The sequence below is a fragment of the Halomonas sp. NO4 genome (assembly GCF_010994375.1).
Lineage (GTDB): Bacteria > Pseudomonadota > Gammaproteobacteria > Pseudomonadales > Halomonadaceae > Halomonas.
In genome coordinates this window covers 41,018-56,923 of sequence record NZ_WHMA01000014.1, presented here as the reverse complement: position 1 = coordinate 56,923, position 15,906 = coordinate 41,018, and the positions used below count along the sequence as shown (strand labels likewise).

14 protein-coding genes are annotated in these 15,906 nt (G+C 66.5%); 7 read left to right on the top strand and 7 right to left on the bottom strand.

From position 1 onward, the window contains the following. Together FEF15_RS11545 and FEF15_RS11540 are read left to right on the top strand one after the other, a co-directional pair. Nucleotides 1–1,287 (top strand): TRAP transporter large permease, encoded by a 1,287-nt coding sequence (locus tag FEF15_RS11545; protein WP_205598520.1) that lies wholly within the window; start codon nt 1–3, stop codon nt 1,285–1,287. A gap of 34 nt (nt 1,288–1,321) precedes the next feature. Beyond that, the gene (locus tag FEF15_RS11540) at nt 1,322–2,368 is read left to right on the top strand and encodes a DctP family TRAP transporter solute-binding subunit (protein WP_163559315.1); all 1,047 of its coding nucleotides are present in this window, start codon (nt 1,322–1,324) and stop codon (nt 2,366–2,368) included. Between the two features lie 220 nt (nt 2,369–2,588). On the opposite strand, the gene nfi is transcribed toward FEF15_RS11540, so the two are convergent. Then, nucleotides 2,589–3,272 carry a deoxyribonuclease V gene (gene nfi / locus FEF15_RS11535; RefSeq protein ID WP_163559314.1) on the bottom strand — a complete coding sequence of 228 codons (684 nt, stop codon included), beginning with the start codon at nt 3,270–3,272 and terminating at the stop codon, nt 2,589–2,591. A gap of 78 nt (nt 3,273–3,350) precedes the next feature. On the opposite strand from nfi, the gene FEF15_RS11530 reads away from it, so the two are divergent. The 3 genes from FEF15_RS11530 (at nt 3,351) to FEF15_RS11520 (ending at nt 8,870) form a co-directional block, all read left to right on the top strand. Continuing rightward, entirely contained in the window at nt 3,351–4,628 is a 1,278-nt protein-coding gene (locus FEF15_RS11530; protein ID WP_163559313.1) for an exonuclease SbcCD subunit D C-terminal domain-containing protein, read from the top strand. After that, a complete protein-coding gene (locus FEF15_RS11525; protein ID WP_163559312.1) occupies nt 4,625–7,927 on the top strand; it encodes an AAA family ATPase in 3,303 nt (1,100 codons plus the stop codon). Before FEF15_RS11530 ends, FEF15_RS11525 begins: the two co-directional genes overlap by 4 nt. A gap of 79 nt (nt 7,928–8,006) precedes the next feature. Continuing rightward, a complete protein-coding gene (locus FEF15_RS11520; RefSeq protein WP_163559311.1) occupies nt 8,007–8,870 on the top strand; it encodes an SDR family oxidoreductase in 864 nt (287 codons plus the stop codon). A 219-nt stretch (nt 8,871–9,089) separates the two neighbouring features. Here FEF15_RS11520 and FEF15_RS11515 read toward each other — a convergent pair whose 3' ends face one another. After that, on the bottom strand, nt 9,090–9,566 hold the full coding sequence (locus tag FEF15_RS11515) for an NYN domain-containing protein (RefSeq protein WP_163559310.1): 477 nt from the start codon (nt 9,564–9,566) through the stop codon (nt 9,090–9,092). A 260-nt stretch (nt 9,567–9,826) separates the two neighbouring features. Between FEF15_RS11515 and FEF15_RS11510 the strand changes: the two genes are divergently transcribed. After that, nucleotides 9,827–10,405: an antibiotic biosynthesis monooxygenase gene (locus FEF15_RS11510; protein WP_205598519.1), complete on the top strand. Its 579-nt coding sequence runs from the start codon at nt 9,827–9,829 to the stop codon at nt 10,403–10,405. Between the two features lie 23 nt (nt 10,406–10,428). Here FEF15_RS11510 and FEF15_RS11505 read toward each other — a convergent pair whose 3' ends face one another. Together FEF15_RS11505 and FEF15_RS11500 are read right to left on the bottom strand one after the other, a co-directional pair. After that, nucleotides 10,429–11,307, bottom strand: a complete 879-nt coding sequence (locus tag FEF15_RS11505; RefSeq protein WP_163559309.1) for an alpha/beta fold hydrolase — start codon at nt 11,305–11,307, stop codon at nt 10,429–10,431. A gap of 26 nt (nt 11,308–11,333) precedes the next feature. After that, nucleotides 11,334–11,693 carry a DUF1428 domain-containing protein gene (locus tag FEF15_RS11500; RefSeq protein ID WP_163559308.1) on the bottom strand — a complete coding sequence of 120 codons (360 nt, stop codon included), beginning with the start codon at nt 11,691–11,693 and terminating at the stop codon, nt 11,334–11,336. Between the two features lie 123 nt (nt 11,694–11,816). On the opposite strand from FEF15_RS11500, the gene FEF15_RS11495 reads away from it, so the two are divergent. Next, nucleotides 11,817–12,680 carry a hypothetical protein gene (locus tag FEF15_RS11495; RefSeq protein ID WP_163559307.1) on the top strand — a complete coding sequence of 288 codons (864 nt, stop codon included), beginning with the start codon at nt 11,817–11,819 and terminating at the stop codon, nt 12,678–12,680. 6 nt (nt 12,681–12,686) lie between these two features. On the opposite strand, the gene FEF15_RS11490 is transcribed toward FEF15_RS11495, so the two are convergent. Genes FEF15_RS11490 through FEF15_RS11480 form a run of 3 tightly spaced genes read right to left on the bottom strand, consistent with a single transcriptional unit; the run spans nt 12,687 to nt 15,861 of the window. Next, nucleotides 12,687–13,853 carry a mandelate racemase/muconate lactonizing enzyme family protein gene (locus FEF15_RS11490; protein ID WP_163559306.1) on the bottom strand — a complete coding sequence of 389 codons (1,167 nt, stop codon included), beginning with the start codon at nt 13,851–13,853 and terminating at the stop codon, nt 12,687–12,689. A gap of 17 nt (nt 13,854–13,870) precedes the next feature. Then, nucleotides 13,871–14,326, bottom strand: coding sequence for a tripartite tricarboxylate transporter TctB family protein (locus FEF15_RS11485; RefSeq protein ID WP_163559305.1), 456 nt, complete (start codon nt 14,324–14,326; stop codon nt 13,871–13,873). Beyond that, on the bottom strand, nt 14,323–15,861 hold the full coding sequence (locus tag FEF15_RS11480; protein WP_163559304.1) for a tripartite tricarboxylate transporter permease: 1,539 nt from the start codon (nt 15,859–15,861) through the stop codon (nt 14,323–14,325). The genes FEF15_RS11485 and FEF15_RS11480 overlap by 4 nt, the downstream gene beginning before the upstream one ends. Between the last annotated feature and the right edge of the window lie 45 nt (nt 15,862–15,906).

The following is a 15,906-nucleotide window of genomic DNA, read 5'->3' as shown; positions in this document are numbered from 1 at the left end:
ATGATTATCGTAGCGACGGCTTTCTTCGTCCTGCTGTTTCTCGGCATGCCAGTGGGTATCGTGCTGGGCATCGCCGGCATGATCGGCATCCTGGACATGGGCGGCGGGCATTTCCTGGCCATGGTGCCGGACCGCTTCTTCTCCGGCCTCAACATGTTTCCCTTCCTGGCCATGCCGTTCTTCATCCTGGCCGGCGAGATTATGAACCGCTCCGGCCTGACCCTGAACCTGGTGAATTTTGCCCAGGCGCTGGTCGGATGGCTGCGCGGCGGCATGGCGCACTCCAACATGTTGGCCTCGGTGATGTTCGCCGGCCTGACCGGCTCGGCCACCGCTGACGCTGCCGCTTTCGGCAACACGCTGGTTCCGGCAATGAAGAAGGCCGGGTATTCAGGCTCCTACGCCTGTGCTGTCACTGCCGCCGGCTCGATCATCGGGCCGATCATTCCCCCCTCCACGCTGGCCATCATCTACGGATCGCTGATGGGCGTCTCCATTGCCGGGCTGTTCGCCGCCGGCATTATCCCCGGCCTGCTGCTCTGTCTCGTCTGCATGTGCCTGATTGCGGCCACCGCCCGCCGCCTGAACCTGCCCAAGGACGACCGGGGGCCAAGCCTGGCCCGTATTCTCAAGGAGTTCCGCCACAGTCTGCTCGCCCTGATTCTGCCGGTCTTCATCCTCACGGCAATCCTGACCGGCATTACCACGCCCACCGAGGCCGCAGCGCTGGCGGTGTTCTACGCGCTCTTCGTGGGCTGCGCGCTCTATCGCAACATCCGTCTGCGCGACCTCTACGAGATGCTGGCTCGTACCGCCCTGATCACCGGCGTGATCTTCCTGATCATCGCCTCGGCCTCGATCCTGGGCTGGTGGATGACCTTCAACCAGATCCCCCAGCTCATCGCCAACGGCTTCCTGTCGGTTTCCGAAAACCCGGCCGTCGTGGTGGCCATGATCGTGGCCCTGCTGCTGTTCATCGGCCTGTTCATGGACATCAATGCCGCGCTGATCATCCTGGCACCGGTCCTGGCCCCGCTGACCCTGGCCATCGGCCTGGAGCCGGTACATGCCGGCATGATCATCATTCTCTCGCTAACCATCTCGTTGATGACGCCGCCGGTCGGAGCCTGCCTGTTCGTGCTGGCCTCGGTGACCGGCGAGCGTATCGAGTCGATCACCCGTTCGCTGTGGCCCTTCATCGTGGTCCAGCTGCTGGTGCTGATCGCTGCCGCCTACTGGCAGCCGATCACCCTGTTCATTCCCCGCCTGCTGGGGCTGGCTGGCTAGCCCCAGCAGGTTTCACCACCCCAAGGAGTCAACTATGACCCTCTTTACACGCAAGACCCTCACCACGGCTACGCTCTCACTGGCTCTGGTCGGCAGCCTCTCTGCCCACGGCGCCACCACCATGCGCATCGCCCACCTCAACCCGCCGGAGTCCACAGCCAGCAATTCCGGCGCGATGACTGCAGTGTTCAAGCAGCTGGTGGAAACGGCCAGCAACGGGGAAATCGAGGTCGAGGTCTACCCCGCTGGCCAACTGGGCGAAGATGCCAATGTCATCAACCAGGTCAGCCAGGGCATCGTGGAGTCCACGATCTCGTCGGCTGGCGGCATGGCTGAGCACTATCCGCGCATCGGCATTTTCGATATTCCTTTCGCCTTCCCCAATATCGGCGTGGCAACCGAGGTCATCGACCTATCCAGCGATTTCGGCAAGGAATTGGCAGCCGACCTGGAGGCCGAAACCGACGGGCTGAAAGTCCTCGGCCTGCTGGATAGCGGCGGTTTCTTCCAGTTCACGAACTCCGAACGCCCGATCACGTCTCCAAGCGACATGGAAGGCCTGCGGATACGCACCATGACGCTGCCCACTCACGAGGCCATGATCAATTCCCTGGATGCCCGGGCCACTCCGCTGGCCTGGTCCGAGGTCTATACGGCCCTGCAAACCGGGGTGGCAGATGGCCAGATGAACCCCATCCAGCAGACCTCCTTCGCCAATTTCGATGAAGTGCAGGATTACTTGACCATCAGCAACCACCTGATCACGCCGTACCTCTGGCTGGTCAACGACGACTTCTATTCCAGCCTCTCAGCAGAGCATCAAGAGATCATCGACTGGGCCTCCAAGGTGGCCGTGGACGCCGGGCGCTCCATGTCGCGCATCATTGAGGCCTCCGAAAGCGGACTGCCCAAGCTGTCGGAAGGCATGGAAGTCAATGCCATCACGCCAGAGGCCCGCGAAGCCTTCGTTGCGGCTAGCCAGCCGGCGGTCCGGGAGGTCATCGAAGAACGCTATGGCGACGAGGGCATTGCCCTGCTCAACAGCATGTTGGCTGAGATCGACGAAGTCAGCGACGAGTAACACATCCACGCAGTCCCACAATGAACGCAGCCCGGCCTATGGCCGGGCTGCGCTGTTTTCATTTCTGGACCCAACAAAGAGCCGGTACTCCAAGCGCCTTCTTCCCCGGGCACTACGCCGGCCGCGACAGGGAATATTGCCATATCGAGAAACTGGCGCGACTCGATGCGGCCCTTTCCGCTACCAAGCCGCCGGGTGCCGCAGGATATCGTGTAGGGGGTTACTCTCCCCGCCGCGACGCCAGCCGATCCGCCAGTCGCGTCGGCTCCGGCAGCTTGGTGGGACCGAGGCAGGCGATAACCCACTCCAGCGCCGTGGCCAGCGTGAGGCGATGCCCCGGCGAGACGAAGATTGGCTTGACCCGAGTGCGCGAGCGCAGTACCGCCCCGATCACCTCGTCACCGTCCCGCAGCGGTGTCCAGTCGCCGCGCTGGGGGCCCGGCTCGGCGTGGGTGCCGCACAGCCGCGACTTGGCCACGCCGATGGTGGGCAGCTCGAGCCACAGGCCCAGGTGGCTGGCCACGCCGAGGCGCCGCGGATGGGCGATGCCCTGGCCGTCGACCATCACGAGCTGAGGCCGTGCAGCGAGCTTGTCGAAGGCGGCGAGCGCCGCCGGCACCTCGCGAAACGACAGCAGCCCCGGGATGTAGGGCATCCGCGTCGGCTCGCGGTGCACCGCCTGCTCGACGACCTGCCACTCGCCTTTCTCGCCCGGGGGCCAGGCCAGCACCACCACGGCGGCCCGGGTGATCGTGCCCTGCTCCTCGAAGCCGATGTCCACCCCGGCAATGTGGCGCACCGCCTCAAGGCGATCGGCTCGCTCCACCCTTCCCGCCAGTCGGCGCTGCAGGGCAATGGCCGCCTCGGGCGCCAGGTTCCAGTCATGCAGCGGTAGCGAACTCATGGAAGCTCTCCCTGATCCTCGTCTCCTGTCGCGTTAGACTACGGGCTTTCCACCGTGACGGACCACCGGGAGACGAGGGTGAAGCTGATCCATACCGCTGACTGGCACCTGGGCCAGAGCTTTCACGGCCAGGAGCGCCATGCCGAGCATCGCGCCTTTCTCACCTGGCTGCTCGACACCCTGGTGGATCGCCAGGCCGACGCCCTACTGGTGGCCGGCGACCTCTTCGACGTAGTCAATCCTTCGCTGCGCGCCCAGGAACTGCTCTTTGAGTTCATCGTCAGCGCCCACGAGCGCCTCCCGCGGCTCGACATCGTGCTGATCGCCGGCAACCACGATAGTGGCAACCGCATCGAGCTACCCGCCCCACTGATGCGCCGCCTGCGCACCCACGCCCTGGGCCGGGTGCGCTGGCAGGGCGACGGCACCCTCGACGCCGAGCGGCTGCTGGTGCCACTCACCGATGCCCAGGGCGAGACCCGCGCCTGGTGCCTGGCGCTGCCCTTCCTGCGCCCCGCCGAGGTCACTGGCACCGGCCTCGCCCGTGACGACGGGAGCGAGGACGAGACGGACCTAAACGACTATGTCGCCGGCATTTCCCGCGTCCACCAACAGCTGATCGACGCGGCCCGGCGCCAGCGCGCGCCCGGTCAGGCCCTGGTCGCCATGAGCCACGCCCACCTGCATGGCGCCGCCGTCTCCGCGGCCAGCGAGCGGCCCATCGTGATCGGCGGGGAGGAGTCGATCTCGGCAGCGCTGTTCCCACCCGAGATCGCCTATGTGGCGCTGGGCCACCTGCACCGCGCCCAGCAGGTCGGCGAGGCTCGCATCCGCTACAGCGGCAGCCCCCTGCCGCTGGACTTCAGCGAGGTCGACTACCCCCACCAGGTGGTGGCCGTAACCCTCGACGGCGATACCCTGGCCGAGGTGGCGGCAATCCCGGTGCCGCGCCCGGTGGCCATGCACCGCATCGGCCCCGCCGGGCTCGACGACGTACTGGCCAAACTCGAGACGCTGGCGCACGACCCCGCCCAGCCCCGGGAACGTTGGCCCTGGCTGGAGGTGCGGGTCGAGCTCGAGGCACCGATTCCCGACCTGCGTACCCGAGTGGAAGCGGCGCTCGAGAACAAGGCGCTGCGCCTGCTGCGCCTGGAGCGTCGTCTGCCCCAGAGCAAGGCCGACACGGCGTCGGCGCGCATCGACCTGGAGCAGCTCGGCCCGCGCAAGCTCTTCGAACGCACCTGGCAGGCGCGCTGGGGCGAGTCGCCGGGGGACGCCGTGCTGGCCGACTTCGACCGCCTGCTGCAAGAGGTGCTGGACGATGAGGGCGCCGACACCGGGGAGAGCCGCCCATGAAGATCCTTGCCCTGCGCCTGGCCAACCTCGCCTCCCTGCCCGGTCCGCTGGAACTCGACTTCACCGCCGCACCGCTGAGCGATGCCGGCCTCTTCGCCATCACCGGCCCCACCGGCGCCGGCAAGAGCACCCTGCTCGATGCGCTTTGCCTGGCGCTCTACGGCAACACGCCGCGCCTGCGCCAGGCGCCCGGCCGCGACGCCCCGCTGCCCGATGTGGGCGCCGAGACGGTCAGCACCGCCGACCCGCGCACCCTGCTGCGCCGCGGCACGGCCAGCGGCCACGCCGAGGTGGACTTCCTGGGCCGCGACGGCCGCCGCTACCGCGCCCGCTGGGCGGTGCGCCGTGCCCGCGAGAAGGCCACCGGCCGCCTACAGGCCGTCGAGCAGTCGCTGCGCGATCTGGACGACGACCGCCTGCTCACCACCCAGAAGCGTGAGTTCGCCGAACTGCTGCCGGAGCGGCTGGGGCTCACCTTCGAGCAGTTCACCCGCGCCGTGCTGCTCGCCCAGAGCGAGTTCGCCGCCTTCCTGCAGGCCGACGACAACGAGCGCAGCGACCTGCTGGAGCGCCTCACCGGCACCGCCGAGTATTCCGCGATCTCCATGGCCGCCTACCGGCGCGCCAGCGAGGCGAAGAAGGCCGTGGACGCCCTGGAGGCCAGACTTGCCGACGACCAGCCCACCGAGCCCGAAGCGCGGGCCGAACTGGCCCAAGCCGCCGAGGCCACCCAGCAAGCACTCACTCACCTGCAAGCACAGGTCGAATCGCTCAAGGCCCGCCAGCGTTGGCACGATGACGACACCCGCCTGCACGAGGCCTACCGCCAGGGCCTCAGCCAGCAGCAAGCAGCGGAACACGATTGGCAAGCGCTGGCGGACCTGCGACACGACCGCGACTGGCGCCACCGGATCGCCCCGCAGCGCCACGCCCTCTTCCGCCAGACCGCGCTGCCGGACGAACTCGCCACCCTGGAACAGACCCACGCCCAAACGCAGCGCGACCTCCAGGCGGCCAGCGCCGACGAGAGTGATGCCAAGCGGGTGCTCGCACAAGCCGAGCGCACCTTGGGCGCAACTACCGCAGCGCGCCGACAGGCCGAGCCCACCCTGCGCGAAGCCCGCGAGCAGGCTCAGCAGCTCGCCACCCTGGGGAAACAGCTCGCCGACCTCGAGGCACGCCACGGTGAGGCCCAGCGACAGGCTACGGACCTGGCCGATGAGCGCCGCCGGGCCAACGACGCCCAGCACGCGCGGCAGCGCCAGCGCGACGCTCACCAGGCGCACCTGGAGCGCCTGGTGGGCACTCACTCACGGCTCGACGCCGCCCGCCAGGCCGCCCAGCAAGCCCACGACCGTGCCGCCCAGCGCCGGCTGGCACTGGAGGAGCTGGCCAGCCGCTGGCAGGAACAGCACCGCGCCAAGGCAATGACAAGCCAGCTAGCCGAACAGATCGAACAGGACCAGGCCCGCCAGGCGACGCGGCTGACCGAGGGCCAGCACGTCCGCCAGCGACTGGACAACGCCCAGGCCCACTTCGACAGCGTTGCCACCCTGATCGAACGCAGCCGCGCCGTGCGCAGCGAGAGCGTCTCCACCCTGCGCGAGGCGCTGCAGGAAGGCGAACCCTGCCCGGTGTGCGGCGGTCTCGACCACCCTTGGCGCCACCAGCCACCGGCCACGCCCGAGGCCGCTCAGCTCGAGGCCCAACAGGCCGAGGAGGAACGCCAGCTGGCTGAGGCCCGACAGGCTCGCGACGACGCCCAGCAAGAGCGCGACCAGCGACTGGGGGAGTACCGCGCGCTGGAGGCCACCCTCAAGCAACGCCAGCAAGACTTCGCGGAAGCCGAGCACCGCCTGAACGCGGCAAGTCAGGCGCTGGAAACTCACCCGCTGTATCCCGAGTTCGTCGCCGTGGCCGAAGCCCAGCGCGACGCCTGGCTGCAGACCGAACGAAATGCCAGCGAGACAGCGCGACAGAAGCAACGGCAAACCCTGGACGCGCTGGCACGCGCCGAGGCCGAACTGGCCCCACTGGAGCAGGCGCTGCAGGAGGGGCGCGTCACCCTGGCCCGGCTCGAAGCCCGCCACGAGGCGATCGGCAAGGAGCTGACCGGTCTTGCCGAGCGCCTACCGCCCCTGCGGCAACAGCGCGATGCGCTCGCTCATCGGTTAGCCGTCCTGCTCGGTGAACATGCTACACCGGACGCCTGGCAGCAGCAGCTCGACGCCGATCAGGAGCGCGCCCGCCAAGCGCGCGACGCGGCCCAGGCGCGCCGCACCGACGCCCAGCAAGCGCACCAGCGCCTGGCCCAGCAGTCGCAACACGAGGCCGAACGGCTCGCTCGGCTGCAGGAGGAGCAGCAAACGCTGGAGCGCGAGCTGACCGAATGGCGCCAAGCCCACCCCGAGCTCGACGACACCACCCTGGCGCGGCTGCTGGCCCAGCCCGAGGACGTGGCCCACCACAACGAACGGCGGCTCGACGCAGCCGAACAGGCTCGCCAACGCGCGGCAGCTACCCTCGCCGAACGAAGGCGCGCGCTGGTTGCGCATCGGCGTGAACAGGAGTGGATCGCGGCCGAAGACGATGACGCACTGCTCCAGGAAGCGACGGACGCCGCCATCCGTCGCCACCGGGAAGGCCTGACCGAGGAGCAACAGGCGCTCGCCCCGCGGCTCGATGAAGCCCAGCGGCAGCGCGACGAGGCCGTCCATGCCCTGCGCGACGACGACCGCAAGCGCACCCGTCAGCGGGAAGGCCAAGTCGAACTCGAAGCCGCCCGAGCTGAATACCGCCGCTGGGGCCAGATCAACGAGCTGATCGGCTCCGCCGATGGCAAAGTGTTCCGTCGCATCGCTCAGGCCTACAACCTGGAGCAGCTGCTGGAGCACGCCAACGCCCACCTCGCCGGCCTCAGCCGCCGCTACCGCCTGGTGCGCGGCGGCAGCCCCCTGGGCCTGCTGGTGGTGGACCTTGATATGGGCGACGAACGCCGCTCGGTGCACTCCCTCTCCGGCGGCGAGACCTTCCTGGTCTCGCTGGCCCTCGCCTTGGGGCTGGCGTCGATGGCCTCGGGTGAGCTCACCATCGAATCGCTGTTCATCGACGAGGGCTTCGGCAGCCTAGACCCGCAATCGCTGGCACTCGCCATGGAGGCACTGGACGGCCTGCAGGCGCTGGGCCGTCGCGTGGGGGTGATCTCCCACGTGCAGGAGATGCATGAGCGCATCCCGGTGCAGATCCAGGTGGAGCCGCTCGGCAACGGCACCAGCCGGGCGCGGCTGGTCAGCGTGTGAGAAATTCGCCACCGAGGACATGGCAGGTTACTGAGAGCTACCACCTTGGAAGCCGAGGCTGGCGAGACGGAGACGAAACATGTCAGACGACCGAGAAACAGCGATGCGCAGCGTACTGATCACGGGCTGCTCCAGCGGCATCGGCCATGCCGCAGCCCATGCCCTGGCGGCACGCGGCTGGCGGGTCTTCGCCACGGCCCGCCGCGAAGCGGACGTCGCCCGGCTCCGCAAGGAAGGCCTGGAAACCCTGCCCCTGGATCTCGCCAGCAGCGCCTCGATCGAGGCCGCGGTGGCAACGGTGCGAAAGCGTACCCAGGGTCGGCTGACGGCGCTGTTCAACAACGGCGCCTACGGCCAGCCGGGCGCGGTGGAGGACCTGTCCCGCGAGGTGCTGCACGCCCAGTTGGAAACCAACCTGCTGGGGACCCACGAACTCACCACCCGTATCCTTCCGATGATGCGCGCCCAGGGGCACGGGCGCATCGTGCAGAACAGCTCGGTGTTAGGCTTCGCCGCCCTGCCCTATCGCGGTGCCTACGTCTGCTCCAAGTTCGCCCTCGAGGGCCTCACCGACACCCTGCGCCAGGAACTCCGAGGCAGCGGCATCCAGGTGAGCCTGATCCAGCCAGGCCCCATCACCAGCCGTTTCCGCGAGAACGCCTACCGCGCCTTCCAGGCGCACATCGATACCGCCCACAGCGCCCATGCCGACACCTACCGCAAGGTAGAAGCCCGCCTGGTCAGCCAGGACGGGAAGGCCCCTTTCACGCTGGGCCCCGACGCGGTGGTGGACAAGCTGATCCATGCCCTGGAAAGCCGACGTCCCCGCCCCCGCTATGCGGTGACGCTGCCCACGCACCTGTTCAAGGCGCTGAAGCGGCTCCTGAGCACGCGGGGCATGGACCGGATACTCCTGCGCTCGACGCGGGACGAGCGGGAGTGAGTCCTCGATCACGGAGGAGGCGCTGCTGATCGCACAGCGGCGGTATCATCACTGATTGACCGTTCGAGTCACTCCCCATCGGTGGTGCAATTCTGACTTATATGTAAGGGATGTCAGCCAGAAGTAGACGATCGCAAAGTGCACCTTTGACGCTAGTATTAACGAACGGTTCGCAGCGTCGGCCCATTGAACGACGCATCATGCTCCGATAAAGCCAACTCAACCCAACAGAAGCTCATCACCTATAGCGATAAACTCACTGGCCTCGCTCAATAGTGAAGTCGCTGTGAACTTAGGAACGCCATAGACTTCAACCTTTTTCCCATGCACCACACGAAGTCTATTGACCAAGATATCAAAGTCACCATCGCCCGACACCAAGACTATGACATCAGACCGTTCAGCGTACTCCATTGCATCGAGAGCGATACCAACATCCCAATCACCTTTTGCGGAACCGTCCGACCGTTGAATAAAAGGCTTCAGCTTCACATCAAAACCAATCGCCCTGAGTATACCCTGAAACTCTCGTTGTTTTTTGTCCCCTTTATCGATCGCATAGGCAGCAGCTTTCACGACGTCTCTGCCAGCGGTTGCTTGCGACCAGAACTTGTTGTAGTCAAAGTTTCTACCATACGCTTCGCGTACTGTGTAATACACATTTTGCACATCAACAAATATCGCAACCTTTTCCATTAAACAAATCCTTTATCCTTGATAGGAATGGAACTCATTATACTATGAATGGATGAGCCCTCCTGTGGCCTGGCCTCCGGTGATCCCTTTCTGCCACTGCTAGCCAGTCATAAACACTCTGTTCAAGAACCAAAAAAGCCCATTCAACCATCTTGGCAGGGATATCTGGTATACTTATTGCTTATTGATTCATGAGGACCTACCCGGTCCGAGTGATATCGGCTCCCTACCCGGGCGCCAAGCGAACGTGGAGATACACGATGTCTGCCGATCCCGTCACCCTGATGGTGGCGCGCCGCGTGGCCCGCGGCCGTTACCGCGATTTCACTGCCTGGCTCGAGGAGGGCCGCGAGCTGGCGAGCGACTTCGCCGGCTACCTGGGCTCCGGCGTGCTGGCCCCACCGCCCGGCGACAACGAGTACCAGATCATCTTCCGCTTCCGCGATGCCGAGACCCTGGCGGCCTGGGAGCATTCCGCGTCGCGCCGGGCCTGGCTGGCCCGCGGCGAGGGGCTCTTCGACGCGCCCCACGAGCACCGCGCCACCGGCCTCGACGGCTGGTTTCAGGACGCCACCGGCCAGACGCCGCCGCGCTGGAAGCAGGCCATCGCCATCTGGCTGGCCTTCTTCCCGGTGTCGCTGGCGTTCCAGTGGCTGTTTGGCGACCTTCTGGCGCCGCTGCCTCTGGCGCCCAAGGTACTGGTCAGCACCCTGGCATTGACGCCGGTGATGGTCTTTCTGTTCATTCCGCTCTCCATGCGCCTGCTCGGCCCCTGGCTGCGCGGCGAGGCCTCGCCTCTGGCCTGGTTCAGCCGCCGCCTGCACCAGCGCGGGGCATAGGGAGAGCGGGTTTCCGGACACAGTTAGGCAGACTCGGTCGCCGCCAGGAATCGCCCCAGCGCCGCGGCCAGCTCGTCCGGCGCTTCCTCCGGCACAAAATGGCCCACCGAACCGAGGCGCACGGTTTGCGCGTCAGGGAAGGCTTGCTCCCAGCGCTTCAGTTCTTTGTCGCGAAACGCGATGTCCTTCATGCCCCAGACGAGCAGCGCGGGCTTTCCCTGCAACCGCGGCATGCTCTGCCAGAGCTGCGACAGCCAGGGCGTCGAGGCGAGGATTTGCCTGGGGAATACCAGGCAGCCCTGCCTGTCCTCCGGTCGGCTCAGGGGGCACAGGTAATGCCGGTGGGCGCTCGCCCCGAGCTTGCGCCGGTCAGCGAAGGCAAGAGGCAACAATAGCCGCGCAAAGGCGTTGTAACGGCGAATGAGCCATCGCCCCACCGGCCCACCCATGAGGCCACTGAACGCGATAAAGTGGAAATCGCGATCGACCGGCCAGGCCCAGGTATTCATCAGCACGAGACGAGCGATCTTGTCTGGCTGGGCCACGGCATAGTTCAGCCCGATGGGGCCACCCCAGTCCTGCAGGACCAGCGTGATGTCCTTGAGCCCCAGCTCATCGATCAGCGTGGCCAGGTTCTTGGCGTGGTCCTGGGGCAGATAGCGCCACTCCCGGGGCTTGTCCGAGAGGCCGAAGCCGAGGTGATCCACGGCGATGCACCGGTACTTCGCGCGAAAGCGCTGGATGAGATCGCGATACAGAAACGACCAGGTGGGGTTGCCGTGGAGCATGACGATAGGGCTGCCGGTTCCTTCATCGACATAGTGCAGCCTGCCGGCGGGCACCGCGAAATAGCGGGACTCGAAAGGATAGGCCGTTCGATCCACCCAGCGGGCGTCGCTCATGGGGCTTTCGGAACTCGCCCCGCCGCTCACAGCCGGATGCGCTCCATGAAGCCGCCCCAGAACAGCCGCTTGGCGTCAAAGGGCAGCTTGGCATAATCCATCATGTCAGCGAGGCGGGGGTCGTTGATCACCTGCTCGAGAATGCGGTCACGGTCAGCGCGCGAAGCGTAGCATACCCAGGCGAAGATCACCGTCTCGCCGGCCTCCAGCTTGACGCTTTGGTGAAAGGACGTGAGCTCACCCGGCCTGACATCGTCGCCCACGCACTCCACGTACTCCAGAGCCCCGTACTCCTTCCATATCTCGCCGGCGCGACGGGCCAGACGTAAATAGTCGTCCAGCTGGCCGAGCGGGACGGGCAGGACGAAGGCGTCGACATAGCTCATAGAACTCTCCTCCATCGGAGTGGGAGGGGCAGACGCGCGGGACATGGCATACATTGAACTCAAGGGGGCACGCACGTTCACCCCGCGCCTACTGAGGATACCAGTCCCCTGAGGGTAACCACCATGACACTACCCTCCTCTCCCAAGCCGCGTATCGGCGTCGCTCTATTTCTGCTCTGGCTGCTCCTCGCGGTGTTGGCGGCCTGTTCCGAGGAGGGGGAAGAGACCCCGGCCTCCACCGAAGAATCCCGCGATCCCGTCTCCCTCTACCCCCTTCCGGAATTCGTGGAAGAGCCGCCGGTCTTGGTGGCCCCCGCCCTTGGACCGGAATTCCTGGAAGAGGCGCCGTTGCCCGAAATGGCCACGCCAGACGTCGGCACCGAGGAACCTGACGAGAGCGGGCAGAACGCATCGGGGGCACAGGCACCGCCCCTGCTCGAGGAGTACGTCGTGGTGCTGGGTGCCGACGAGCAGCTAACTCTCCCGGGGCTCCCCGGGGAGCTCAGGGTCTGGATCGGCGGCACCGAGTTCGACGCTGACTTTCCAGCACACCTGATCCAGGACGAGACGACCGTACCCGCGGTGGGCGACTCGGCCAGGGTGGCTCCCTTCGCGCCCGCCTTCGAGATCGAACCTGCCCAGACCCAGTGCATCCGGATCCATCCGGCTGGGTCAGAGGTGCGCTTCCAGTTGACGCCCCAGCGGGCGGGCACCTTCGATGTCGGGGCGGATGTCGAGCTATTCGACTCTCGGGACTGCAGCGGCGCGCCCGTTCCCAAGTCGGCCGCCACGCTGCAGATACGGGTAGAGGTCGACCGGATGGCAGTCGCTATGGGCATGGCAAGCGAGCTCTGGCAAGTCTTCTGGGAAAAGTTCCTGACGTTCTGGGGAGCATTGTTCGCCCTGCTCTTCGGCTTGCTGCTTTACCTGATCCGGGGGAAATTGAAGGAGCGGTTCGGGTTCGGTCAGGGCCCGGACCAGGAATAGCCACCCTCAGCCCAGGTGCTCGTTGAACACCGCCATGAGCTCACCCTTGTCCTCGAAGCCAATGCCCGGCACCTCGGGCAAGGCCACCCGCCCCTCTTCCACCGGCGTGGAATCGGCGAATCCGCCGAACGGCGCGAAGACTCGCGGGTAGGACTCGTTGCCGCCCAGTTTCAGGCCGGCGGCAATCTGAAGCGCGAACTGGTGGCCGCCGTGGGGGATGCACTGACGCGGCGACCAGCCGTGGCGTCGCAATTCGTCGAGCATGCGAAGGTATTCGACCAGGCCGTAGCTGAGCACCGGGTCCATCTGCAGGATGTCGCGGTCGGCGCGCATGCCGCCGTAGCGCAGCAGATTGCGGACGTCCTGATGGGAGAAGAGGTTCTCGCCGGTGGCCATGGGCGGCGCATAGTGCTCGCCGAGCTGCTGCTGCAGGGCGTAGTCGAGGGGGTCGCCCGCCTCCTCGTACCAGCGCAGGCCATAGGGCTCCAAGCCCTCGGCGAAGGCCAGTGCGGTCTGCAAATCGAAGCGCCCGTTGGCGTCCACGGCCAGGCGCGCGGCGTCGCCGACCACCGCGAGGGCGCCCTCCACGCGATCCAGGTCCTCTTCCAGGGGCACGCCGCCGATCTTCATCTTGGTGCAGGTGTAGCCCAGGTCGAGATAGTCGCGCATCTCCTCCTTGAGGGCGCTGACCGGTTTGCCGGGATAGTAGTAGCCACCGGCGGCATACACCGGCACCCGTGCGTCCACTTGGCCATCGCCGAAGCGCTCAGCGAGCACCTGGGCCAGGGGGCGCTGCTCTATCTTGGCGACGATGTCCCACACCGCCATGTCGATGATACCCACCGCTACCGAGCGCTCGCCGTGGCCGCCGGGTTTCTCGTTGGCCATCAGGGTGTCCCACACCTGGAAGGGGTCGAGGTTGGCGCCGCTCTCGTCGCACAGGCTCGCCGGGTCGGCCTCGCGCAGGCGGGGCAGGAAGCGCTCGCGCAGCAGGCCGCTCTGGGCGTAGCGGCCGTTGGAGTTGAAGCCGTAGCCCACCACCGGCCGGCCGTCGACCCGGGCATCGGTATGGATGGCCAGCACCGAGACGTCCATGCGGGCGAATGAAATGTAGGCATTGGCGATGTCGGAGGCGATCGAGACGCGCGCCTCGCGGATGTCGGTGATTCGCATGCTTGGCTCCCAGACTCCTAGAACAGCAGCCCCGTGGGCAGGCGGACATTGAGTATCTCTGTGAAGGTGAGGTAGAAGGCGGCCACTAGGGCGCCGATGACGGGCACCCAGCGCAGCAGGCGCGACCAGGCAACTGGCCCATGGACACGGGCCAGGTACCAGGTGAGCAGCAACAGCGCCACAAAGGTGGAGACAACGAAGCCCAACTCGCCGATGGCGAACCACCAGACGAAGAAGCTGGCCATCACCACCAGCAGGCGGCGCGGACTGCCGGTGATCTCGACCTGGCGCCCCGCCGGGCGCACCATGCCCTTGATGATGAGCGCCACGGCGATCACCGTCATGATGACCAGCACGGCGCGCGGAAAAAGAATGCTTAACCGGCCCATCTCGGCGCGTGGCAGCCACAGCCCGGCGGCGAAGGCCAGGCCGAAGACACCGGCGGCGATGTCGGTGTTCAGGCGCAGAATCATGTCTCACCTCCGCGCTCGGACGCCTTTCGGTCGGGGCGGCTGCGCCGCTCCAGCCAGGCCGGCAGCAGCACCGTCGTCGTGGCCAGCACCACCAGGCCGGCCAGCACCATGGAGAGAGGGTTGTGTACCAGGCGCAGCCAGGGAATGGGGTCGACCACCGCCGCCAGCATCGTTTGCACGTACCCCTGTTCGGCGATCCCACCAAGGATCAGCCCCAGCACGATGGGCGCCGGGTGGATGCCGATCAGGCGCAGAAAGTAGCCGACGCTGCCCAGGATCAGCATGATGCCGACATCGAGCAGGCTGTTGCGCAGGGCGAAGGTGCCAAGGATGGTAACCATGGCGATGCACGGCACCAGGAAGTGGTAAGGGGTCTTGATCACGATGCGATGGATGAGGCGCGCACCGAGCAGGCCCACCGGCAGCAGCATCAGCGCCGCCAGGCCCATCGACAGGATGAAGCCGTTGGTGAGTACGCCCGATTCAGTGAACAGGTCGAGCCCCGGGCGCAGACCGTGCATCATCAGCACACCGAGGATCACGGCATCTGGCGGCGCCCCGGGAATGCCAAGCGTGAGCAGCGGGATCATGCTGCCGGCCACCATCACGTTGTTGCTCGACTCCGAGGCCACCACCCCTTCCAGGTTGCCCTTGCCGAAGCTCTCGGGGTCGCGGGAGAAGCGGCGCGCCTCGTTGTAGGCCACCAGGCTCGTCACGTTGCCGCCAGCACCGGGGATGACGGCGATGATCTGGCCGATCAGGCAAGAGCGGATCAGGTTGACCGGCTTGCCCAGCACGCGCCGGAATATCTGGCGGATCGACGCCTCGCCCTGGCCGAAGCGCCCCTCCTGGGCGAGCGCACCGCGCCCCTCGGCAGCCATGGTCAACAGCTCGGGGATCACGAAGAGCCCGATCAGGGCGACGATCAGCTCGATGCCCCCCTGCAGCGGCGGGTAGCCGAAGGTAAAGCGCGTCTCGCCGCCGATCGGCGACACTCCGATGGTGCTCAACATCATGCCAAGGCACCCGCCCAGCAGCCCCTTGAGCAGCGAGCCGGTAGAGAGGCTCGCCACCAGGGTCAGGCCCAGCATCGCCACCCAGAACATCTCCGCCGGGCCGAAGGCCACGGCGAGCCTAGCCAAGGGCGGCGCCAGGATCAGCAGAAAGGTGACACCAACCACGCCGCCGATCACCGAAGCGATGGTGGCCCCGGCCAGCGCCTCGTAGGCGCGCCCCTGGCGAGCCATCGGATAGCCGTCGAAAGTGGTGGCGATGGAGGACGGCGTGCCCGGGGTGTTGATCAGGATCGCCGTAAAGGCACCGCCGTAGATGGAGCCCATGTAGACAGCGCCCAGGGCGATTAGCCCCTGCAAGGCCTCCATGGAAAAGGTGAAGGGCAGCAGCACAGCCAGCGCCATGGTTGCGGTGAGGCCGGGCAGCGAGCCGATCAGCAGGCCGGCCGACACGCCCACCAGCACCGTGATGACGCTCTCGAAGGTCATCAGCGTAGCCAGCGCCTGCAGCAGCATGTCCATTCAATTCCCTCCCTGCAGTGGCGAGCCCGCGCTGCGCGTCGGCAA